General features: G+C 40.8%; 19 protein-coding genes and 4 tRNA genes. 1 reads left to right on the top strand and 22 read right to left on the bottom strand.

Going from position 1 to position 20,680, the window contains the following annotated elements; all coding sequences use genetic code 11:
- Positions 1 to 38: 38 nt before the first annotated feature.
- The 4 genes from CDG60_RS06130 to CDG60_RS06145 all read right to left on the bottom strand — a co-directional run bounded on the left by CDG60_RS06130 (position 39) and on the right by CDG60_RS06145 (position 3,113).
- Positions 39 to 560, bottom strand: coding sequence for a tetratricopeptide repeat protein (locus tag CDG60_RS06130; RefSeq protein ID WP_087511077.1), 522 nt, complete (start codon positions 558 to 560; stop codon positions 39 to 41).
- Between the two features lie 156 nt (positions 561 to 716).
- Positions 717 to 1,055 carry a DUF3325 domain-containing protein gene (locus tag CDG60_RS06135; protein WP_087511079.1) on the bottom strand — a complete coding sequence of 113 codons (339 nt, stop codon included), beginning with the start codon at positions 1,053 to 1,055 and terminating at the stop codon, positions 717 to 719.
- Complete coding sequence (locus tag CDG60_RS06140) at positions 1,052 to 2,767, bottom strand: PepSY domain-containing protein (RefSeq protein WP_087511081.1); 1,716 nt, start codon at positions 2,765 to 2,767, stop codon at positions 1,052 to 1,054. Before CDG60_RS06140 ends, CDG60_RS06135 begins: the two co-directional genes overlap by 4 nt.
- 1 nt (position 2,768) lies before the next feature.
- Positions 2,769 to 3,113, bottom strand: a complete 345-nt coding sequence (locus CDG60_RS06145; RefSeq protein ID WP_087511083.1) for a hypothetical protein — start codon at positions 3,111 to 3,113, stop codon at positions 2,769 to 2,771.
- Positions 3,114 to 3,434: 321 nt separating this feature from the next.
- Here CDG60_RS06145 and CDG60_RS06150 point away from each other — a divergent pair, with 321 nt between their 5' ends.
- Positions 3,435 to 3,851 (top strand): hypothetical protein, encoded by a 417-nt coding sequence (locus CDG60_RS06150; RefSeq protein WP_087511085.1) that lies wholly within the window; start codon positions 3,435 to 3,437, stop codon positions 3,849 to 3,851.
- Positions 3,852 to 4,040: 189 nt separating this feature from the next.
- Here the strand turns inward: CDG60_RS06150 and CDG60_RS06155 are convergent, their stop codons facing one another.
- The 18 genes from CDG60_RS06155 to pyrC form a co-directional block, all read right to left on the bottom strand.
- Positions 4,041 to 4,865, bottom strand: coding sequence for a tyrosine-type recombinase/integrase (locus CDG60_RS06155; RefSeq protein WP_087511087.1), 825 nt, complete (start codon positions 4,863 to 4,865; stop codon positions 4,041 to 4,043).
- A gap of 538 nt (positions 4,866 to 5,403) precedes the next feature.
- The gene (locus CDG60_RS06160; RefSeq protein ID WP_087511088.1) at positions 5,404 to 6,849 is read right to left on the bottom strand and encodes a zonular occludens toxin domain-containing protein; all 1,446 of its coding nucleotides are present in this window, start codon (positions 6,847 to 6,849) and stop codon (positions 5,404 to 5,406) included.
- 78 nt (positions 6,850 to 6,927) lie between these two features.
- Positions 6,928 to 7,203: a DUF2523 family protein gene (locus CDG60_RS06165; protein ID WP_087511090.1), complete on the bottom strand. Its 276-nt coding sequence runs from the start codon at positions 7,201 to 7,203 to the stop codon at positions 6,928 to 6,930.
- A gap of 2 nt (positions 7,204 to 7,205) precedes the next feature.
- Entirely contained in the window at positions 7,206 to 8,795 is a 1,590-nt protein-coding gene (locus tag CDG60_RS18140) for a hypothetical protein (protein WP_160116984.1), read from the bottom strand.
- A 101-nt stretch (positions 8,796 to 8,896) separates the two neighbouring features.
- Positions 8,897 to 9,103 (bottom strand): hypothetical protein, encoded by a 207-nt coding sequence (locus CDG60_RS06180; RefSeq protein ID WP_087511095.1) that lies wholly within the window; start codon positions 9,101 to 9,103, stop codon positions 8,897 to 8,899.
- A gap of 20 nt (positions 9,104 to 9,123) precedes the next feature.
- Positions 9,124 to 9,300: a hypothetical protein gene (locus tag CDG60_RS18145; protein WP_160116986.1), complete on the bottom strand. Its 177-nt coding sequence runs from the start codon at positions 9,298 to 9,300 to the stop codon at positions 9,124 to 9,126.
- A 142-nt stretch (positions 9,301 to 9,442) separates the two neighbouring features.
- On the bottom strand, positions 9,443 to 9,745 hold the full coding sequence (locus CDG60_RS06185; protein ID WP_087511097.1) for a hypothetical protein: 303 nt from the start codon (positions 9,743 to 9,745) through the stop codon (positions 9,443 to 9,445).
- Positions 9,735 to 11,219 carry a replication initiation factor domain-containing protein gene (locus CDG60_RS06190; RefSeq protein WP_087511099.1) on the bottom strand — a complete coding sequence of 495 codons (1,485 nt, stop codon included), beginning with the start codon at positions 11,217 to 11,219 and terminating at the stop codon, positions 9,735 to 9,737. The genes CDG60_RS06185 and CDG60_RS06190 overlap by 11 nt, the downstream gene beginning before the upstream one ends.
- Before the next feature lie 83 nt (positions 11,220 to 11,302).
- Positions 11,303 to 11,554: a hypothetical protein gene (locus tag CDG60_RS06195; RefSeq protein WP_087511101.1), complete on the bottom strand. Its 252-nt coding sequence runs from the start codon at positions 11,552 to 11,554 to the stop codon at positions 11,303 to 11,305.
- 690 nt (positions 11,555 to 12,244) lie between these two features.
- A tRNA-Glu gene (locus CDG60_RS06200) sits at positions 12,245 to 12,320 on the bottom strand.
- 31 nt (positions 12,321 to 12,351) lie between these two features.
- Positions 12,352 to 12,427, bottom strand: a tRNA-Glu gene (locus tag CDG60_RS06205).
- Positions 12,428 to 12,677: 250 nt separating this feature from the next.
- Complete coding sequence (locus tag CDG60_RS06210; RefSeq protein WP_087511103.1) at positions 12,678 to 14,096, bottom strand: amino acid permease; 1,419 nt, start codon at positions 14,094 to 14,096, stop codon at positions 12,678 to 12,680.
- Between the two features lie 106 nt (positions 14,097 to 14,202).
- A tRNA-Glu gene (locus CDG60_RS06215) sits at positions 14,203 to 14,278 on the bottom strand.
- A gap of 161 nt (positions 14,279 to 14,439) precedes the next feature.
- Positions 14,440 to 15,873, bottom strand: a complete 1,434-nt coding sequence (locus tag CDG60_RS06220; protein ID WP_087511105.1) for an amino acid permease — start codon at positions 15,871 to 15,873, stop codon at positions 14,440 to 14,442.
- Positions 15,874 to 16,102: 229 nt separating this feature from the next.
- A complete protein-coding gene (locus CDG60_RS06225; RefSeq protein ID WP_087511107.1) occupies positions 16,103 to 18,622 on the bottom strand; it encodes a TonB-dependent receptor plug domain-containing protein in 2,520 nt (839 codons plus the stop codon).
- Between the two features lie 171 nt (positions 18,623 to 18,793).
- Positions 18,794 to 18,869: transfer RNA gene (locus CDG60_RS06230), tRNA-Glu, on the bottom strand.
- Between the two features lie 20 nt (positions 18,870 to 18,889).
- Positions 18,890 to 19,549 carry a ribonuclease T gene (gene rnt, locus CDG60_RS06235; protein WP_087511109.1) on the bottom strand — a complete coding sequence of 220 codons (660 nt, stop codon included), beginning with the start codon at positions 19,547 to 19,549 and terminating at the stop codon, positions 18,890 to 18,892.
- A complete protein-coding gene (gene pyrC, locus CDG60_RS06240; protein ID WP_087511690.1) occupies positions 19,534 to 20,568 on the bottom strand; it encodes a dihydroorotase in 1,035 nt (344 codons plus the stop codon). Before pyrC ends, rnt begins: the two co-directional genes overlap by 16 nt.
- Positions 20,569 to 20,680 lie beyond the last annotated feature (112 nt).

The raw sequence follows: 20,680 nt of genomic DNA on the forward strand, positions 1-20,680 counted from the left end.
AGCATCAAACTCATATGGTATGAGTTTGATGCTTTGCTTTATTCGGCAGAGTCTTCAGCAGCATTTGCTTTTTCCGCCCAAAAGTCTGCTTTGTCTTCATCTACGTCGACACCTAAACCATGTTCATAGATTGCAACAAGATCACGCATGGCTTGCACTTCGCCTAACTCAGCAGACTGAATCACCATTTGTACAGATTTCTCTATATCTTTTTCAACGACATCACCACGACGATAAAAACTGGAAAGCTCCAGAATAGCAGCAGGGTGGCGATGCTTAACTGCTTGCCCTAACCAACGATGTGCATGTTCAAACCAGACTTTGGCTTCTTCAGGGTCTTCTTCACGTAAGTCTTTTGCATAAGCATGATAGCCTTCACCAAGCCAGTACATGGCTTCTACATGACCGAGTTGAGCTGCTTTCAGTGCCCATTCTTCTGCCAGCTGATTATCATCTTCGTCATCACTTTCCATGTAAATTTCAGCAAGTTCAAATTGAGCTGCTGGGTTTCCCATAGCTGCACGATTGAGAAGTTCAGCAGAAATGATGATTGAAGCCATAAAAAATCCACAAGATAATAAAAGGAAGATCAGCAATGAAAAAATCAGTCCATGGACTGACCTTGAATGGTTGCTGATTATAGCCTGAATCCGGTCTGTATGGGATAGGACAGAATCGGATTCAGGAATGCATCATGGCTAAAGTAACTTCTGCATTTACATAAAACTGAACACTGCACTGATCAGGCTGATGATAATCATGACAATAGCAAACCATTTCAGACGGGTTGCCAGATAACTGGTGACCAGTCCAACAGATAAAGCAGAGAAGGTCAGCACAACGACCCAGTAACTGATCGCTGTACTCCAGTGATCTTTTAGCAGACAGGGAATCAATGAAAACAGTAACAGACTCCATCCTGCCCAGCTGGCAGACCTGGTCTGAAATGGTGTTAATTCCGCCCCAAAAAACTGCTTCTGATGTTTTGACATGGAACAGGCCAGCGCTGTAAATCCAAGACAGGACAGCGACCAGATCAATAAAAACCACATCATGTCTGAGCCTCCTGTGCTGTTTCTATTTTAGCTCTGGTTTTTTTAACAGGTAGTCCAGTGTGATTTTTTACTTTATAAAAACTGTATGCAAACAGCAGGGCAAGTACCCACATGATGAGGTCAAATGAGGCAATCATCCACTGAGCATTGGCGATACTGTTCCATATGGCTTGACCACCTGTCATAAAGTTCAGGACGGGCAGTAAAGCGAAAAGGAGAGTTGCACATGCCAGCAGTTCAAGCCATGCCTGACGGTGACTGCGGATCATGGCGTAGAGCAGTGTGATGAGCCAGACAGTGAAGAAACTGCGGATTTCCCAGTTCAGACGCATGTCCATTTCAGCAGGAATCAGGCGGTTTGCGTAAAAATAGGCTGCACAGGCAATCGGTAGACCAATGATGGCTGCAATATTGGTCACTTCCACCACACGGTAACCCAAAGATTTATAGCCCTGTTTCTGTTGTTGTGGTGCTCTTTTAACACACCACAGAATCAGACCGGTTGCGATCATTAATGTACCTACAACGCCAGACAGGAACAGTAACCAGCGCAGAGCCAGATCGACTCCACGTGCTTCATGCAGGACGGTTACAACATTATAAATTCCGGCAGGAATGGATGGGTTGGCAAGGCTTTCACCGTCTTTACTGGTTTTGTGACCTGTAACGCCATCAAATTTCAGACTGGCATAAACGTTACGATGTGCCACACTTTCCGCATGTAATGCACGCAGTTCAATTTTTGCCTGACTGGTATTGGGTGCAATGATACTGATAGATGCAATCGGGTTGTTTTTCCACTGCGACTGGGTATAGCGGATAACAGGAGCAAGATCTGTCAGTGCTGCCGGTTGACCAATTTCTTCTTTCTTTCGCTTGCGACCTTCGCCACGGCCGCCGCTGCGGCGTTCTGATCTGCCTTTCAGCTCAGACTGCGCTGTATGATTTTTTTGTGCATTGTCAGGATTCTGCTGAATTAAACCCGCCCGCTGATCCTGGAGAAACTCCTGACGGCTTTCGTAGACCTGATTGATCCCCCAGGGCATCAGAGTGAACATCAGCAACAGCAGTCCACTGAATGTGATCATGATGTGAAAAGGCAGGGCAAAGACTGCCGTTGCATTGTGTGCATCGAGCCATGAGCGCTGTCCCTTGCCAGGACGGAAAGTAAAGAAGTCCTTAAAGATTTTTTTGTGGGTAATGATACCGCTGATAATTGCCACCAGCATCAGCATGGTTGCAAGCCCCACAATCCAGCGTGCCCAAATACGATCCATTCCATACAGTTCAAAATGGAAACGGTACAGGAAACTTCCCCCGCGTGTTTCGCGGTTTTCGATTTTTTCACCTGTCGCACTGTCTATGGTAATGCGTTCCCCACCACGGCGTGCCTGCAGATCTTCCCCCTGTTTACGGATGTTCAGTTCTGTTGTGGTCTGGCGTGAGTTGGGCAGTTGAACAGTCCAGCTGCCAGCATCAGGATAGTTTTTCTGTAAATAGTTCAGCGCCACCTGAGTCTGCTCAATCTGTGATTTTGCTGGAATGGACTGATGGCTTTCGGGTTTCATCCAGACTGAAATTTCAGACTGAAAAAAACTCAGTGTACCTGTCAGAAAAATCGCATACAGTAACCATCCTAAAATCAGACTTGCCCAGGTATGCAGCCAGGACATGGACTGGCGTGGCCCTTCTGTTTTGTCATCTATGCGCATATCAGTTCCCCATCATTTTATAGAGTGCAAATAAAATGAGGCAGGGCAGCACAATACCTAAAGTTGCTTTCATGGTTTTTTTGACCATGAAGATCCAGATAAAAGTAGCGCAATAAACGCAGAATGCAATTAAGGTTGCAGACATGACAGCAGCAGCCCGATATTCAGCAAAGTATTGTGCAATCACGATGGCAGAAAGTGCAGAAAGTGCATAACCACCTGCAAAAGCGAGTACAAATCTGTAGAAAATCATGATTCGGTACTGATTGAGAGTGGTCACGGTTTTTTTCGGCTGAGAATGAATAGGAACGGATGTACTGACATCAAGTCCAGTCGGATTGTTCATGAGCGGAGAAGATTTGTTGAAACATAATGCAAATGATATCAATTATCATTAATAATTAACAGGGCTGATTTTAAAAAAATATATTGAATCAGTGATATAGAAAATTCAGTCAAAAAAGACTGAATCGGGTTGAATGAAAATTTAAAGAGAGAAAGGTGTTGAGGCTAAAGCATGACTCTGTGAAAGATGATTGAAGAATTACACAACTGCAACAGAAGCCTGTTCAAGCTTATTAAAGTAATAATAAATAGTCACACATGCAGATGCCGGAGTTTCTTATGATAAGCAGGCAAAATAATAATTGTAAAAAATGGAGCAAAAATGAAAATAACAGCAAAGCAATGGATGTTGATGATCTCACTTGGACTGTATTCAGGTTTGAGTATGGCAGCAGTCTGTAACAGTCAGATTCAAAACAATGCAGTGGGGGGATTGAGTGTCCCTGCAAATGCGACCTGTATTATCAATGGTACTGCTGTCGATGGTAATGTGAATGTACAGAAAGGCGGTTCACTGGTACTGCATAATTCTTCGGTCAGTGGCAGTATTCAGGCTGATGCAGCAAAGTCGGTTCAACTGATCAATTCTGCAGTTGAAGGCGATGTCAGAACAGCAGGTGTTACGGGTTTACTGAAAGTGGATAAATCGTCTGTTGAAGGAAAACTTTACTGTTCTTCTGCAACCAGGTTACAGGCAAATATGAGCAGTATTAATGGAACGGTCGGTAAGTGTAAATAACTGAAAAGATGTTTCGGTTTTCATATACAGATTTAAGAAAATAAAAAAGCCTGATGCTTAATGCTCAGGCTTTTTTATGAAAGATAAATACTTTCAGAATATGGCGTCCCTACGGGGATTCGAACCCCGGTTACCGCCGTGAAAGGGCGAGCATCCAATTTATGAAAATAATTGTAAATATTTGTAAAGTTATACTAAGGAGGGTAAACATTTTAAAACTTCATGTAAATTCTCAGGTGCTAAATGTGCATAACGTTGAGTGATACGAGTATCAGAATGTCCCAATAATGTTGAAACATGATAAATGGGTACACCTTGTTTAACTAAAAAACTTGCAAATGTATGACGTAAATCATGAATTCGAAGCGGAGCCAAGTCAGCACGATCGGCTGAACACTGAAAGCCACGACGAAAACTCTTTATATGATGATTAGTCTTAGGATTATAAAAGACATATTTACGATGCAATTTAAGTCTAAGCAATGCATCAAATGAAGTATCATTGAGAGGTTTATAAATTGTCTTTTTATTCTTTGACAATGAGTTCCTTATAATTATAAAGCGATCATTTAATGAAACATTATCCCATGTTAATGTGGTTAATTCAGAAGCACGACAACCAGTATTTAATGCTAATAATATAAAATCATGTAAAACATAGTTATTATAACGCTTAGCAGATGATAATAATTTTTGACATTCAGTTGCATTTAGAAATTTAGGTATATAATCCTCTTCGAATAATTTAAACCCATTAAATACATTTTTAAAATTGACGTTTTTATGTTTTAAATAGTAATTGAAAGCAGACTTAATTACATTTAATTCTCTATTAATAGTGCTGTTTTTAACACCGCATAATTTTCGATAAGCACAATAATCATTTACAATTTCAATTGTAATATCATCATACTCATAGAACCATTGAAGATGCATTATTTTATCTGAATAGATATATTTAGAGTCAAAAAGACCATTTCGCACATAAAAATCTATAATTTCTTTAATATTCATAAATACACACACCTAAATATAATGGAAATTAAAATATATCAACTAATTAAAATAAGGCATTGAATTATATTGATTAATGGGGCTTTGCCCCAAACCCCACCAAAGGGGGTGACCCCCTTTGGAAACCTCATATCTCTTCGCCAGAGTGGCAAGGGGGGATGTCACTTTGTGAACACCCCCCTTGAATTAGTGTGCTTTTCAATGTCTGCTGATCAATATGTTTTCAGATGAGCCGATGAGCTTAAGCTCACCGTTCAGTCTGAAAAATATTGACAGTCAGATTTTGGAAAATATTTTTCAAATGTCTAAATTATTTTTAAAAGCTAAGACATATTTCTTAACGTAAATCAGATTAATTAACTATGACATATCAAAGATATGACATAGTTATTTACTAATTTTCTAAAATATGACTTATCTTTAAAATAATCATTAACTTAAGCTCAAGAAGTTTTTTGAAAGAGATCAATTAAGATTGAAAGAACCATGAGGAATAAGATAAAAGCCGTAATAATGATATAGCGATGTTCATTTAGATTCATATTAAGCCTTGTTCTTTAGCGAGCTGATATTTAGCTAATTCTTCACGAGATAGTGAAACAGTAGAAATATTCTGATTAACATTCTGTTGATTCATCGTATTGTTATTTTGAGTATTTAGATTCTGCTGTTTAAAGTAATCAAATGGACGATCACCAGAAGCAAAACGCATACAATCAGCATCGGATATATCATACATTTGTGTCCCTTGCTGATTATAAGCATGGCATTTTCCATTGTAGATAATCGTAGCTGACAAACGAGGAAAATCAGTAGGGTTATAGTTTGCAGTGAAATTAGCGTCATAAGGCTTATTCGGATTATAGTCAAATACAACCTGTTGCATTGAATTGCCCGTCTGTTGTTGCAAAGCATTGTTTCTTTGTGCTGAATATGCAGGATCAAATGAGACACGACATTGTTCAGCTGTCATTTGTTTATCTTCGATACATTTTTCAACAATCATTTTTGTTTTAGTTTCTTCTGAATGGACAGAATAGCCCCCTGGAGACTGATCTTTTGAAGTTGCTGATATGGGTTCTTTTTCTCCAAAAATGCCCAGGGTATTTTTTTGTTTAGCATCGTAATAAGCATAACCCCAGAGTGCAAAAGGAATAGCTGCTACAGAAGCCAATCCGAGGGGAATACGTGCTTTTGTATGATGCTGTTCAGCTGAAATATAGTATTTATAAAGATTTTTTCTATATCTGAAAACACGCCATGACGTAGCATTTTTTCGATTTGATGAACCAAAATAAGTCTGGACTTCAGGATATTCAAAAATAAAACAACATTGCCAGCCATACATGCGACGTAAAACAAGATGCAAAGAAGTTGCTGATTTGATAGCTGAGTTCACACGTTTAACATCCTGAGTGATCATATAGATATCGATACCAAAATGACCGTGAAGCGTTAATGATCTACCAATATCCAAAATAGCTTCTTTAGCTCTGATCAGTTTTCTTTTTTTCCAGACGTTGACATGATCAATCAAGCTTTTCCGTATTTCTCTTGGAACTGATTTTTCATGCAAAATCTGAGATTTAAGTTTTGATTTAGAATCGTCATCAAAATCATTATATGAAAGATAATCAGTGAGTAATTGAAGTACATAATTATCAACAATTCCATTGCCGACTTTATTGATCAATGAATCATATTCTGAGACATCAACTGTCATATCTTTAAGAAGATCTTCATCAGAAAAAGCAGGATGCTCATGACATTCATCGTAAAAGAGAATAGAACCATTTGGCAAATCTCTCCAGTCAAAAGGTTTATGTGTTGTCGACCTAATTGAAACAACACCAGGGTAATTCATACCGATGATGTTTGTAAAAATGATGCGATCAGGATATTTTTTTGAAAGCTGATCAATCAAATATACAGCGTATTGAGTTTTACCAGTACGTGGTGGTGCAGATATAAGAGTCTGTGTCATGTTTTTCTAGCCTGTTTCGCCAATGTCGTCGTTGTCGTCGCACCTCCTCCGCCTCCTCCGAAGCGAAACAGGCTTGTTTTAACGCTTAACTAATCTGAGTTGTGCCATACCTACAGCCATCCCTGTTAATGAGCCAGAGAGCCAAAGAGAGAGCGCAGTAGGTATACCCATCATCCTAATGACCTGCAAAGCGTCCGGAGGTAATGATTGAAACTGTTCATTTATCGATTGAATGATTTTCTGTGTTAAAAAATCGACACCAGTGTATGAGATCAATGCAAGACCGAGACCTGCTAGAACCCAACCAACCAGGTTAAATGCAAAAAACTGTAAAACAGCGATTAATGCAGGCATATTTATTTCCCCGTAACGCCATAAGAAAGAAATTCACGAATTCCAAAGAAAGTACCGATGAAAATGAATACAAAATGAATTTGAACAGCGAACTGACATATATATTTAAAAGTAAGAGTGATCGAACCTAACTTAGTTTGAACAACCCAAGGGGCAGGGCATTGTGCATTTGATGAACCGAATAAGCTGCCATCGAGCATATTTGATAAAGCACCAGCATCCTGTTCTTTAAAAACAGAATCGTTATCAGATTTGACTTTCCCATCACTCTGAAGCCATTCCATATATTTCTTATCGAATTCAGCCTGGTCATCCATTTTTTTATTAATGTCGTTTAAAGCCTTGTGATATTCACCACGACACTCACCAGGAGCAAACAAGTCTGAAAGATTGTCATCAGTAAAATCAGTTTCTTTACAACGATTAAGTGATGTGCCTGAACCGTCACCATTGCCTGTACCATTCCCACCAGATCCAGAACCGGCTGCAGTATTATTTTTAATTGAAGTCAATAAATCAGAAATGGCATTCAATGAGTCATTAATACGAGCTGTATCAGAACTAATCTCTGAAAGTCTGTTATTTGAAGTCGTCATTTTTGAATCAATAGATTCAGTTGATTTATTGATATCTTTTAAATTTTCATTTGAAACATCAATCTTCCTGCTAATAGTATTCAAAGTTGTATTCAATTCAGAACGAGCATGGTTAACAGCTGAAGTAACTTGATTGATTGCAGAAATAACGCCTTTTAAATCGACGCCACCGCCACCAGTCGGGGGATTGCCGCCAGTAGGTTCAGAAGCACCGCCACCAGTCGGGGGATTGTCACCACCACCGTCACCACCTCCAGTCTCAGGTTCAGAAGCACCGCCACCTGTTTCTGGTGGAGGGGATGATTTAATACAAATCTCCTCACCATTCCAGTTTCCAGAAACATAGCCAGGACCACAGCCTTGTGGAGGTCTTTTGCAGTATGTAGCACCATTACTACAACCCTGTTTTATCGGAGGCACTTCATCATCTGGACAAAGAATTGAGCCATCATGCTGACGAGTACAATTGTCATCAGGAGGGGTATAACAGCCACCATACGGATCTTTCGGATCACATGGAGGATTCAAAAGCTCTTCTTTACAGTTAGGATCAGGTGTTTTTGAAACCGAACTGAAGGTAGACGTTATATAGCCGTTAATTACAGGAGCATTTGCAACATTACCAGTATATTTACAAAGCACTCCATTATTCGGAACACAAATCGTTTTTTTAATTTTTGTGTTCACAGACTGTTGAACAACTTTGTAGTCTGGATGCCAACACTCTGCCGGTGCTAATTTTCTATAAATGTAGTAACCATTCATCACGTAATTACCGCTATTCTTAGTCTGACAATAACCATAATGATCTGGACCAGAATTAGGATAAAAAACTGAATATTTCGTTGAAGCATTATTAGCAGAAATAAGTAGATCACAAACGCCACTTGGTGACCTTGCTTCAAGATGAGAGTAATAATAAATATATTCTTCAGCATAAGAATTAACTGAAAAAATGCTGAATATTACGAAAATTAAATATCTGAAAAATCTCATTAAAATACTCCAGATATTTAATCTAAAAACATTTTGTAAAAACTGAGAGCAAGAACCACATAAATGATCAAATTTATTAAATCCATGCTCTCAGCTCCCGATTAACCTTTTTTAAACAGACGAATCACCAGACCGATACACATCAAAAAGACGACAGCACCGATCACGATTAATGAACCCTGATCCATTAAACCCTCAGCACCTGCATCAGCATAAGCAGTAGTTAAATCAGCTGGAGTCAAAGCAAAAGCAGACTGTGTGAAAAGTGAAGCACTTCCAAGTGCTGTAATTGCAGTGATTTTTTTCATGGTTTTACCCCTTAGTTAAGTTATGCGCCCAAAAATAAATGTTTGAGCATTTTTACAATGAACACCGTGATAAAACAGCAGATCGTGAAATACAGCAGTGAATCACGGATATCACCAGTGAAGGTCGGCAATAATTCATATTCAAAACATCTGACAACTGTGTCAGCATTCTGTTGAATCGTTTCGCAGACTTTCATTTTTCCCCCTTCTGAACTTTGTCAGAACAGTGAAGAAACTTTTAATATCAAAAAAGATGAAACGACCCAGACCGTATATAAAAAAGATAAGTACAAAGTAGTAGGTCATGAGATTATTATCCCTATAAATAGCCTAAGCAAATCAAGCAGGTTTTGGAGATGCAGATTTTTGTGGCAAAAGGTCAAGCAAAATAAGTGCTGAAGTTTTACCGTTCGATACCTGCTCCATAGTCACATCAGCTACCAATGGGAAATCGAGTGATTTGATTTTTTCAAAATTTGCAGACGTACCCCATTTAATTTGTTCGCCAACTTCACCTACGAAGTTGTCACCAGCCTGTAAATCAGCCTTGTAAAAGATGACAGTCGAGTCATAAGGGCGACCCTGAAACTCACCTTTTGATGATTTAGCCCCAAGTACAACCATTGTTGATTTAAATTGCATGAGTTAATCCCTCATAGAAGTTATGTTTAGACGTAAGAAAAGGCACACCCTCAAATAAAGGTGTCTCATTAATGGTTTTGTTTCGAATAGGTTCACCGATACGCAAAGCTTGCATAACAGCAGAATGTGAAAAAACAAGGCGTTTAGGAACAACGTCCTTATCAGATGAAATAAGATTTAATAAATCTTCATCATTAATAAATTTACGAAATTGACGAATGTATTTACCGAATTGATGCTTAAGAACATCTAAAGCTTTATCTACATTGATAGTCGCTTGTTTTTCGATAAGCTCACATTTTTCAGGTACAACAAAATCATTTAGTTGATTTGCAAGAATCTCAAGCGCAGGGTAAGCACCTTTAAAATAAGTGCTCGGAGACAAAAGAATATCAAGTGGCAAATACCGATCAGTTGACTTAAGCTCCAGCTCTGCACGTGTCCAGAGACTAAGAGAATCCCCTTCCTTTTTGCCACGTTCATAAAAACGTAAGAATTTTGAACTTGAACGATTACCGACAGTTAAAGTACGCCCTTTACCATTAATACGTTTCCAATCACCTAGACAATTTATCTCAGGATTACAGCCACCACACCAGAAAAGGTTCTGAGAATCCCATTCATAGGCAAGATCAACAGAGACCCATTCGCTATCAAAGTCATCAAATGCAATATCAACCCTGTTAAGCTTCGGAGATACAGCCTGTACAGTTAGAAATTTATAAAGCTGTTCATTCCAACCTTTACGAGCTAAAGCACAGCCAGTACCGTTAATTTGAACAGTTACACGTTTATTGTTATGACCATAAAGCACAATGCCGAGGTTATCTTGCAAGTCATATCCAAATTTATTCCAGTGCATTCCTTTTTCACGTTTCTGTGAAATGCCAAAGCCAAAAATTTCAAAAAGAAGCTGATCAAGCCAAGTCTCAATAGCATCACCAACAGATTCATTAACCTGCTCTGGAGTAAGCATTACGTATTTATCACCGAATGTACTCTGACAAAAACTGAAGGTAATCCAATCTAAACCACAAATAGAGTTATCAATTGGAACAGCACGCAGAACAGGTAAAACACCTTGTGGCGTAGAAATCAGTTTGTAATTATCTAAGTTCCGAGGAAAAGCCCATGAATCAGATGCTTTTTGCGTATCCGCTACCCCTATATTATAAAAAGGGGAGCTTTCTGCCGTCTTTTGTGCAGGTATGGCTATTTTTTGTACAAATATTTCTGCAATGGATTGATCATCTTTTTTCTTCGGTTTAACCAACGTGTTTTCAAAAGCACAAAGCTTGTTACGTGTAATGCCATCAAGCATGTTTCTTAAAATCTGAGAATCCGCAAGTGTGAGATCGCCAAATGCAGCACGAGCATAAAGCTCATGAGAAATTTCTTTTTCTTGATCAAATATTTCAGCGAGCGATAAGGATGCTGAATCAAAAGCTTGAATTTGAGAAAGGATTGTATTCATTCAAACCCCCATACCAAATAAGTAGCCCGAGATAAAACCAAGAACAACGCCAAGACCATAGGAAACGTAATTAAAATCAGACATTAATCTTCCCCAAAAGCTTCAATAAGTTCTGAATTGGTTGCCTTAGTAATATGGTAATAAGCCTCAATTTTTGAAGCATCGTAGGACCAATCTTGAGCAACTGTAGAAAGATGAGAAAGGCACTTCTCAGTAGAAATCGCAGGGGTTAATGCTTCAAAGCAAGGTTGAGCATGATCAGAGATAATCTTAGCGACCTGATCAAAAGCAGCCTGAATAAATTCAGATTTAGTTTTAAAACTCAGATCAGCCATAAAAGCCCCTTGTATATTTTTTGACTAAAATCAATTAGATTGACTTAACAGGTTACAGCCTGTTAAGTCATTCAAATGTCATAGTGAGTGGAGATGAATATGACACCCGAAGTTTTAAATGAAGTAGCTACAAATTCTTTTCTAAGTTTCTTAACTAAAAATTGGTTATTAATATTGATAGGAATGATCGTATTAATCATAAAAGTCAGAATGAAATAATCAGACCAATGAACCAAAATAAAACCAGATTAAGAAAACCGTAATTACCCCAAAAACATAACCCTGTATTGCATATGAATATTTACTATTAAAAATCTTAGAAATTATTTTTAGCATGCAGGGATATCCTATTTTTTTTAACAAACTTCGCAAAAATGCGAAGATGGAAGCAAAAAAAATCTTTACAATTATGCGAAGTGAATATACTTCGCATAATTGCGAAAAATCAAGAGGTGAAAAATGCTGAACGAACTTATTGAGAAGTGCAAGGAACGATTTGGGAGTTACGAAAAATTAGCATGGGAATTAGAATTAACCCCATCAGTTGTTTCAGATTGGCGAGCAAAAAGAAGAAAACCCAACACAATTCAAGTCATGCAAATGGCTGAATTTGTTGGGTTTGATCAGTACCAAACACTCTGCTTAGTGATGGAAGAAATCGACATCAAGAATGCAGAGCTTTGGAGAAAATGGCGTCCCTACGGGGATTCGAACCCCGGTTACCGCCGTGAAAGGGCGATGTCCTAGGCCTCTAGACGATAGGGACTTATATGAGGCAATACTTCTGAAACAATTAATGGCGTCCCTACGGGGATTCGAACCCCGGTTACCGCCGTGAAAGGGCGATGTCCTAGGCCTCTAGACGATAGGGACGTTTCAGAGGTGGGCGTATATTAGGTTGAAAATACGGGGGTGTCAAATCATTTCAGGGAATAAAACTTAAAAAAATGACTGGATGTATGAAAATAAATCACTTATGCAAAAATGGAATAAAAATACAGCAATTTAAGAGTTCTTTCGTACTTCTAACTTCATTTTCTGAGATCGGCAAATGATGCGAATTGAACTTTATAAATAAAAAAAAGAGCAGTCAAAATTGCTCTTTTTAAGTATCGGGACTGTTTTAGGATTTTTTGTGATAAAGCAGGTAGTAACTGATATAGCATCCTGCAATAAAAATCAGACAGCCAATAAAACCTGGCAGCATTTCTGGATCAAAAACCATGCTGATACAGGTGATCAGACAGAACAGGAAACCCAGAACAGGAACAACAGGGAACAGCGGTGCTGCAAACCCTAAGTCTTTGGCAGTTTTACCCTGTTTATACCATTGGCGACGGAAGTTGAACTGGCTCAGACAGATACTCATCCACACCACCACCATGGTAAAAGCCGCAATTCCCAACAGATTTTTAAAGATGGTTTCCGGTGCAAATTTTTCTGAAAGTAAGCCAGGTAATCCACCCAGCATAGTTACGATAACTGCCACATAAGGGATGCCGCGCGTGTTTACGCGGGAAAATATGGCAGGTAACTGCTTCTGATAAGATAAAGACCACATCATACGGGATGCAGCAAACAACCCTGAGTTTGCAGCTGACAACAGCGCCGTGATAATGACAAAACGGATAATATCTTCTGCATAAGGAATACCGATATGGTCAAACACCGTCACGAAAGGACTGCTGCTGACACCTTCTGCATCCAGTCCTGCCATCTGATGTGGCAACAGTGCACTGATCACAACAATCGTTCCTACAAAGAAAATCAGCAGGCGCCAGATGGCAGTATTGATTGCTTTAGGCACATTTTTGGCGGGGTCCTGAGTTTCACCTGCAGCAACACCAATCAGTTCTGTCCCTGAAAATGCAAAATTTACAATCAGCATGGTGGCAAAAATTGGAAACAGACCTTCAGGGAACCAGCCTTGAGCAGTCAGATTGCTGAACAGTGGCGCAGATTCATAATCCTGATAGCTCAGTACACCTGTAATGGCAAGCAAGCCCAGCAGGATGAAAGCAATCACAGTCACAACTTTGACCAACGCCAGCCAGAACTCAGACTCTGCAAACCAGCGGGTCGAACTCATATTCATTGCAAAGACAAATGCTGCAAAAATAATGGTCCAGATCCATACGGAAATATGGGGAAACCATTCCTGCATCAATAAAGCAGCTGCGGTAAATTCTGTGCCCAGTGTGGCAGCCCAGGTCAGCCAGTATAACCAGGTGATGGTATATCCGGTGCCAGGTCCGATATATTGTCTGGCATATGCACCAAATGAGCCTGAGACTGGCATATGGACAGCCAGTTCACCCAGGCAGAGCATAACCATGTAAGCAATGACACCGCCCAGAATGTATGAAATGATAGCGCCAACAGGACCAGTCTGTGCAATTACCTCACCAGAACCCAGGAATAAACCTGTTCCGATTGCCCCACCCAGTGAAATCATAACCAGATGCCGGGTGCTCATGGCACGCTTTAATGGCGCGGAACTGTCCTGTGATACAGAATCTTCCGTATTATGACTTGTCTGCATAACTGAAAAAATGAAAATGTGTAATGAAGCGCGCTATTGTAGTGAAAAATGCCAATACTGCAATGTAATAATGATAAATAGCGAAAGAAAATAAAGAAGATATAGATGGCGTCCCTACGGGGATTCGAACCCCGGTTACCGCCGTGAAAGGGCGATGTCCTAGGCCTCTAGACGATAGGGACGTTGCGAGGTGATGCGTATATTATGGATTTTTTTACAGAGTGTCAAACCAAACTGAATGTTATTTTTATAATGCTGATTTAAATGGATAAAAAATGTGTTATTTCATAAAAAAAGGTACAGAAAAAAGTCTGTACCTTTTTTATTTATGGCAATCATCAGATTATTTTTTTGGATGATAAAGCCAGTAATAGCTGGCATAACATGCAGCCATAAACAACAGACATCCAATAAATCCAGACAGCATTTCAGGGTCAGCAGCCATACTTAAACCTGTCGCGGTACAGCAGACAAAACCGAGTATGGGCACGAGTGGATACCAGGGCGTTCTGAATTTTAATTCACTGAGCTGATGCCCCTGCTTTAACCACTGACGACGGAAATTAAACTGACTCCAGCAGATACTCATCCAGACAATCACCATGGTGAACGCAGCCACACCCAGCAGGTTTTTGAAAATAACATCGGCACCGAACTGTTCTGACAATAAACCAGGCAGACCACCGATCATGGTCACCAGTACCGCTATATACGGAATACCAGATCGTGTAATTCTACTGAAAACTTTAGGCAGCTGCCCTTGTGCAGATAAAGCCCACATCATACGTGAAGCTGCATACAGACCTGAGTTGGCAGTCGACAGTAAGGCTGTGATAATGACAAAGCGCATGATGTCTTCAGCATAAGGAATCCCCATCAGGTTAAAGACAGAAACGAAAGGGCTGCTGCTGATGCCATCACCATGTGCTGGTGCATTGATTCCTGCATCCTGGTAGGGTAACAGGGAGCTGATGACAATAATCGTCCCGACAAAGAAAATCATGAGGCGCCATACGGCAGCATGAATGGCTTTCGGTACATTCTGTTCAGGATTTTCTGTCTCGCCTGCTGCAATACCGATCATTTCTGTACCGTTAAAGGCGAAATTTACAATCAGCAGAGTGGTAAACAGTGGAATCAGACCATTTGGCAGCCAGCCATGTTCAGTCAGATTACTGAAAAGTGGAGCAGAACTGTAGCCCTGAAATGGAATAAATCCAAAGATTGCACCCGCACCCAGCAAAATGAAAATCAGTACCGTTGCAACCTTAATCATGGACAGCCAGAATTCAGACTCTGCAAATGTCCGAGTGGAGCTCAGGTTGGAGAGTAAAACCCCAGCTGCAAAAATAAGTGTCCATAACCAGATGGATGTGGTGGGGAACCATTCCTGCATTAGTATTGCAGCAGCAGTAAACTCGGTTCCCAGTGTTGCGGACCAGCCCAGCCAGTACATCCAGGACACCATATAGCCTGTACCTGGACCGATATACTGGGTGGCAAATGCACCGAAAGAACCTGATACAGGTAAATGTACAGCCAGTTCGCCCAGACAGAGCATGACCATATAGGCGATCAGACCACCAATAATATACGCAGTCACAGCACCCAGCGGTCCAGCCTGTGAAATGACTTCGCCAGAACCCATAAACAGTCCTGTACCAATTGCCCCTCCCAAAGAAAGCATAATCAGATGCCGTTTGCTCATGGCACGTTTCAGGGAAGGGCTTTGCTCCTCGGCAGTATCTGTCTGCGAAGGTTGAGAGGGAGAATGCATAACAAGATGAACTGAATTTTAAAGCAGTATTTTAAGTGCTGATTACATGAAATTTCAAATAAATTTAAAACAACAACAGTTTTCGATCATTGTTGTGAATATTTAAAAGGATGGCTTCATTTTTTATGGTGATCCTGCAGTGCTTATTACAGTGAGCTGCAGCAGATATCATCCGGAGACAATATCTGCCTGTGTATATTGTGAATATATACTGAAGTCAGTGGACTGTTTAAAATTTAAAAGTCACATCTGCAATGAACTGACGACCATATTCGGCATTTACCTGTCCAGTTGAATCAATATATTCATTGTTTTTATTGGTTATATTGTTGATGGTCAGTCCAAAGACCGTGCTGTAGTTTTTGGAAACAGGCAGTGTGTAGGTTCCACGCATGTCCCAGGCAAAAGTACTGGCATTTTTTACTGGGGTGTAACTGTCATAGATGTTGCCGTCAGTATCTGTGTATCCATTGGCTTTCAATTTCATGGCATCATAATGATATTTATAAGTCATGAAGTTACTGATTCGGACGGGCAGATCAGTCAGAGCAATGTCCCAGCCTGTACGGACAGTCCAGGGCTGATTAAAATTGTCGGCTGGACGGTTGCCGGATTGCATGGTTTTTCCATCATAATAAATCAGGCTGTTTGGATCTTCATAACGATCATTATAAGAGCTGAAGTTACGCTGTGTGTCAGTGTAATCCACTCCCAGACTGAAATGGTGCAGTGTATTTTTAAATGGCAGAGCCTCAATATTTTTAAGGCTTAGCGTGAAGATATCAGACTTTGAAAAACCTGAATTATCGAGTTCATAAATACTGTACGTTCCTGATCCTGTCGGTTTAGGTACGGTCTGATAGAGGGTCTGTCGTAATATATCTTGAGTATCACGGTTTACCCATTTTAATGACCAGTCAATATTTGCATGTTGCCCATTGATGGCAAAAACAGTCTCATCACTGAAAGGGGTATCCAGCTGATTGCTGAGCTGCATTGCTCCATATCTTGAGCCTGCTGTCTCTGTCCATGCATCGCTGACACTGTTCCGTGTCTGAGTGGACTGCAGCATTCTTTTTCTGTTCTGCAGTTCATTGGCAAATGCATTCAGACCATAATAGCGGTTCCATCCTGTGGTAAAACGCAGGGAACTGTCACCAAAAGGCATATAGCTGAAAGAACTTCGCGGAGCAAAATTATTATTTTTTGAGAGTGAGTCATAATCTGCGCGCAGTCCCAGTGTCGCTGAAAAATAGCGGTCGTAGTCCATTCTGTTTTCCAGGTAGGCATGCCAGCGATCCTGCCGTACTTCAATATCACCTGCGCCATAGACAGTTCTCGTTTTGGCATATTGTCCATCGTATTTTGCTGCATTTGTGGTTGCTTCATCACATGCATCGTAACGGATACCTTCTGTCGAATAACAGGATGCTCCTTTCAAATTGGTAGTGCTGACATACCAGTAGCTGTCATTTTCTCTATGATTGAATGCTTCATAATGACCATAACCCGCGCCCATTTTGAAGGTGTTCTGGAGTTTGCCAAAGCTGATCGGTGCAAAACTGGTTTTAAAGGTATATTCCAGCTTTTGTTCTTCCTGTTCAAACTGCCCAAAGCTGCCTTCCTGTGCCAGTGTGCCGGTATTGATCCAGTTTTTGGATTCGGATCTTAACCAGCTGTAGAGATGATCCTTTCCATCCCGTGCTCTGTTCTGAGTCTGATAGTTCAGCTGCTGTTCAATTTTCACTGCATCCAGCTCATTTTTCATCTGGATATAAAAAGCCTGGCTGTCTGAAGTATGAGTTGTTGCCGAATTTTTTACATTGTCCTGAAAATAATCCCCGCTATCTTCAAAAAGAAGCATGCCAAATTTTAACTGGGTCTGATCAGTGAGCGCGTAAAAGGTTTCCAGGGCGAAGTTGCTGGCTTGTCGCTCCTGTTCGGCATGAGTTGGATCGTTGAGAGATGTTTTCAGCGGAATATCCGACCAGCGATGAGAACCTGCGAGATTAAAACCGAGTCTGTCTGTTAAGTTTCCATAGAGTGTTCCGCTGAGACCCTGTTTGGTATAACGCTTCTGGTATGACTCTGACACAGAGTTTTCATACTTTGATTCTTCTTCCTGACTGGCATAATTCTGCGTTGCCCATTTATCTGAAGTGTAGTCATAGGACAGACTTCCATGAAACTGGTTAACAGCGGTCTGTGGTGCGCAGGTTTCAGCTGAAACGACACCGCCTGTGAACTCACCGTATTCGGCACTGACATTGCTGTCCAGAACAGTCACGTTGCACAGCAGGTCGGTGTTGACAGCGACCGTCTGACTGGAACCCATCAGGTCGGTATTACTGTTGGACGAGGCGCTGCTGGCAGGGTTGATATTGTCGTTGATACTCAGTCCATTAATCAGAAATTTATTTTCATAAGGCAATGAACCATTAATGCTGATTTCAGCAGGGGACAGTTCACCTTGCTGGCGACCTGAGCGCTGTTTTCTGTCGAACTGAACATTTGGATTTACTTTTAATAAATCAGTGATGTTCTTACTGCTGTTGGGCGTATTTTTTATTTCTTCTTCGGTATACGTGGTTTTGCCGACCGTATTTCTCTTTTCTGCCTGGGTTTTGATGGGTTGTAACTGTGGGACTTCTACGGTTTGTTCTGGTGCGGGTATTTCAGTTGTTGCAGAAATGGATGCGCTGATGACGGAGAGTATGGCAAAGGCGAGCGGAGATAGAGCAGGGCGCATAGTGTATAGAATGTGTAAATATTAATGCTAGCGATTATCATTAACTTTAATATTGTAATCAATAGTAATGAGAATTATTTTCAATAAAAATATATAATTAAAATTCAGAATTCAATTGAAAAAAATGAAGTGTCTGAAAAAGACATAACAGAAGGAGTGGTGTATAGATAATGGCGTCCCTACGGGGATTCGAACCCCGGTTACCGCCGTGAAAGGGCGATGTCCTAGGCCTCTAGACGATAGGGACGTTTTGAGGATGGCGGTATCTTATTGATCCGCCACCATTGTGTCAAGTAAGTGGGGTGCGAGTTTGTTCAAAATGTAGCAGAACAGTTCAGCTGTTTTCTGCGTGTCATAAAGTGCAGAGTGCGCTTCTTTACCATCAAACTCGATTCCAGCCTGGATACAGGATTTTGCCAGTACCGTTTGCCCAAACATGACAGCACTTAAAGTCACTGTGTCAAAAACTGAAAAGCTGTGAAACGGGTTCTGGTTTTTGGTACCGGTACGCGTAATAGCTGCCTGTACAAAGCCCAGATCAAAGTGTGCATTATGCCCGACTAAAACCGCATGAGTGCAGTTCTGCTGACGGCGTACTTCATTAACTGCTTTGAAAATACGTTTCAGTGCGGATTTTTCATCTTCTGCCATTGCCATACGCATAGGGTTGAATGGGTCTACACCAATAAAATCCAGTGAGCGACGATCCAGGTTTGCACCTTCAAAAGGATTGATATGTGCATGATAAGCCTGACCTGGAACAAACTGACCAGATTCATCATATACTATTGGAATTGCCGCAATTTCCAGTAAGGCATCTGTCTGAGCATTAAAGCCCGCAGTTTCGACATCGACAACTACAGGCAGAAATCCACGAAAACGCTGACCAATCACTGGCAAGGTTTCATCTGTCACACTTTTCTCCATTGGATGGTTTTACCCGCATACAGCGGAATAATCTGTTCACCATCCAGATAGTCTAAACTTTCAGGAATGACCTGATCTTCTTTTACAAGGGTAATCGTATTTGTATTGCGTGGCAAACCATAGAAGTCTGCACCGAAATGACTGGCAAAGCCCTCAAGGCGTTCAATTCGACCCACCTGATCAAATGCTTGCGCATATAATTCAATTGCAGTCGGAGCACTGTAGCACCCAGCACAGCCACATGCATTTTCTTTGGCATTTTTTGAATGCGGCGCACTGTCTGTACCAAGGAAAAATTTAGGATTACCACTGGTCGCCACTTCAAGCAGTGTCTGTTGATGAGACTGCCGTTTCAGAATAGGCAGACAGTAGAAGTGAGGCTTAACACCACCGACCAGTAAGTCGTTGCGGTTGAACAGTAAATGCTGTGGCGTGATGGTTGCTGCAACATTCCGGTCCTGTTCCAGGACAAAATGAGCCGCTTCACTGGTGGTGATATGCTCTAGCACCAGTTTCAGTTTCGGGAACTGTTGCAGTAAAGGAGACAGTACTTCATCGACAAAACGCTTTTCACGGTCAAAAATATCAACATGATGATGAGTGACTTCACCGTGCAGCAATAAAGGAACCTGATGTTCTTCCATCTGCTCAATGACAGCATACACTTTACTGATGTCACTGACACCACTATCTGAGTTTGTAGTCGCCCCGGCAGGATAAAGTTTAATGGCATTCACATGTTCAGAGTTCCTGATTTTCAGAACTTCTGCCGGTGAGGTCAGATCTGTAAAATAAAGCACCATGCGTGGGTCAAAATTTACACCTTCAGGAACATGCTGCATGATCCGTTCACGGTATGCATTGGCTTCTTCAACGGTTTTTACCGGTGGAACCAGGTTCGGCATGCAGATCGCCCGCGCAAACTGATTTGCCAGGTCCGGAACAGTACGTTGCAGGGAAAGTCCATCGCGTAAATGCGCATGCCAGTCATCTGGCTGAAGAAGAGTAATTGAGTTCAAGGTCATGCCGATCTTAGAAATAAAACAAATGATAATGCATAAATGTGAAAATGATAACGTTAAATAAAGATAAATGGTGTCATAAAGCTAAATTAAGCCAGATAAACTGTGC

Origin of the sequence: Acinetobacter chinensis, from assembly GCF_002165375.2 — a bacterium.
Classification (GTDB): domain Bacteria; phylum Pseudomonadota; class Gammaproteobacteria; order Pseudomonadales; family Moraxellaceae; genus Acinetobacter; species Acinetobacter chinensis.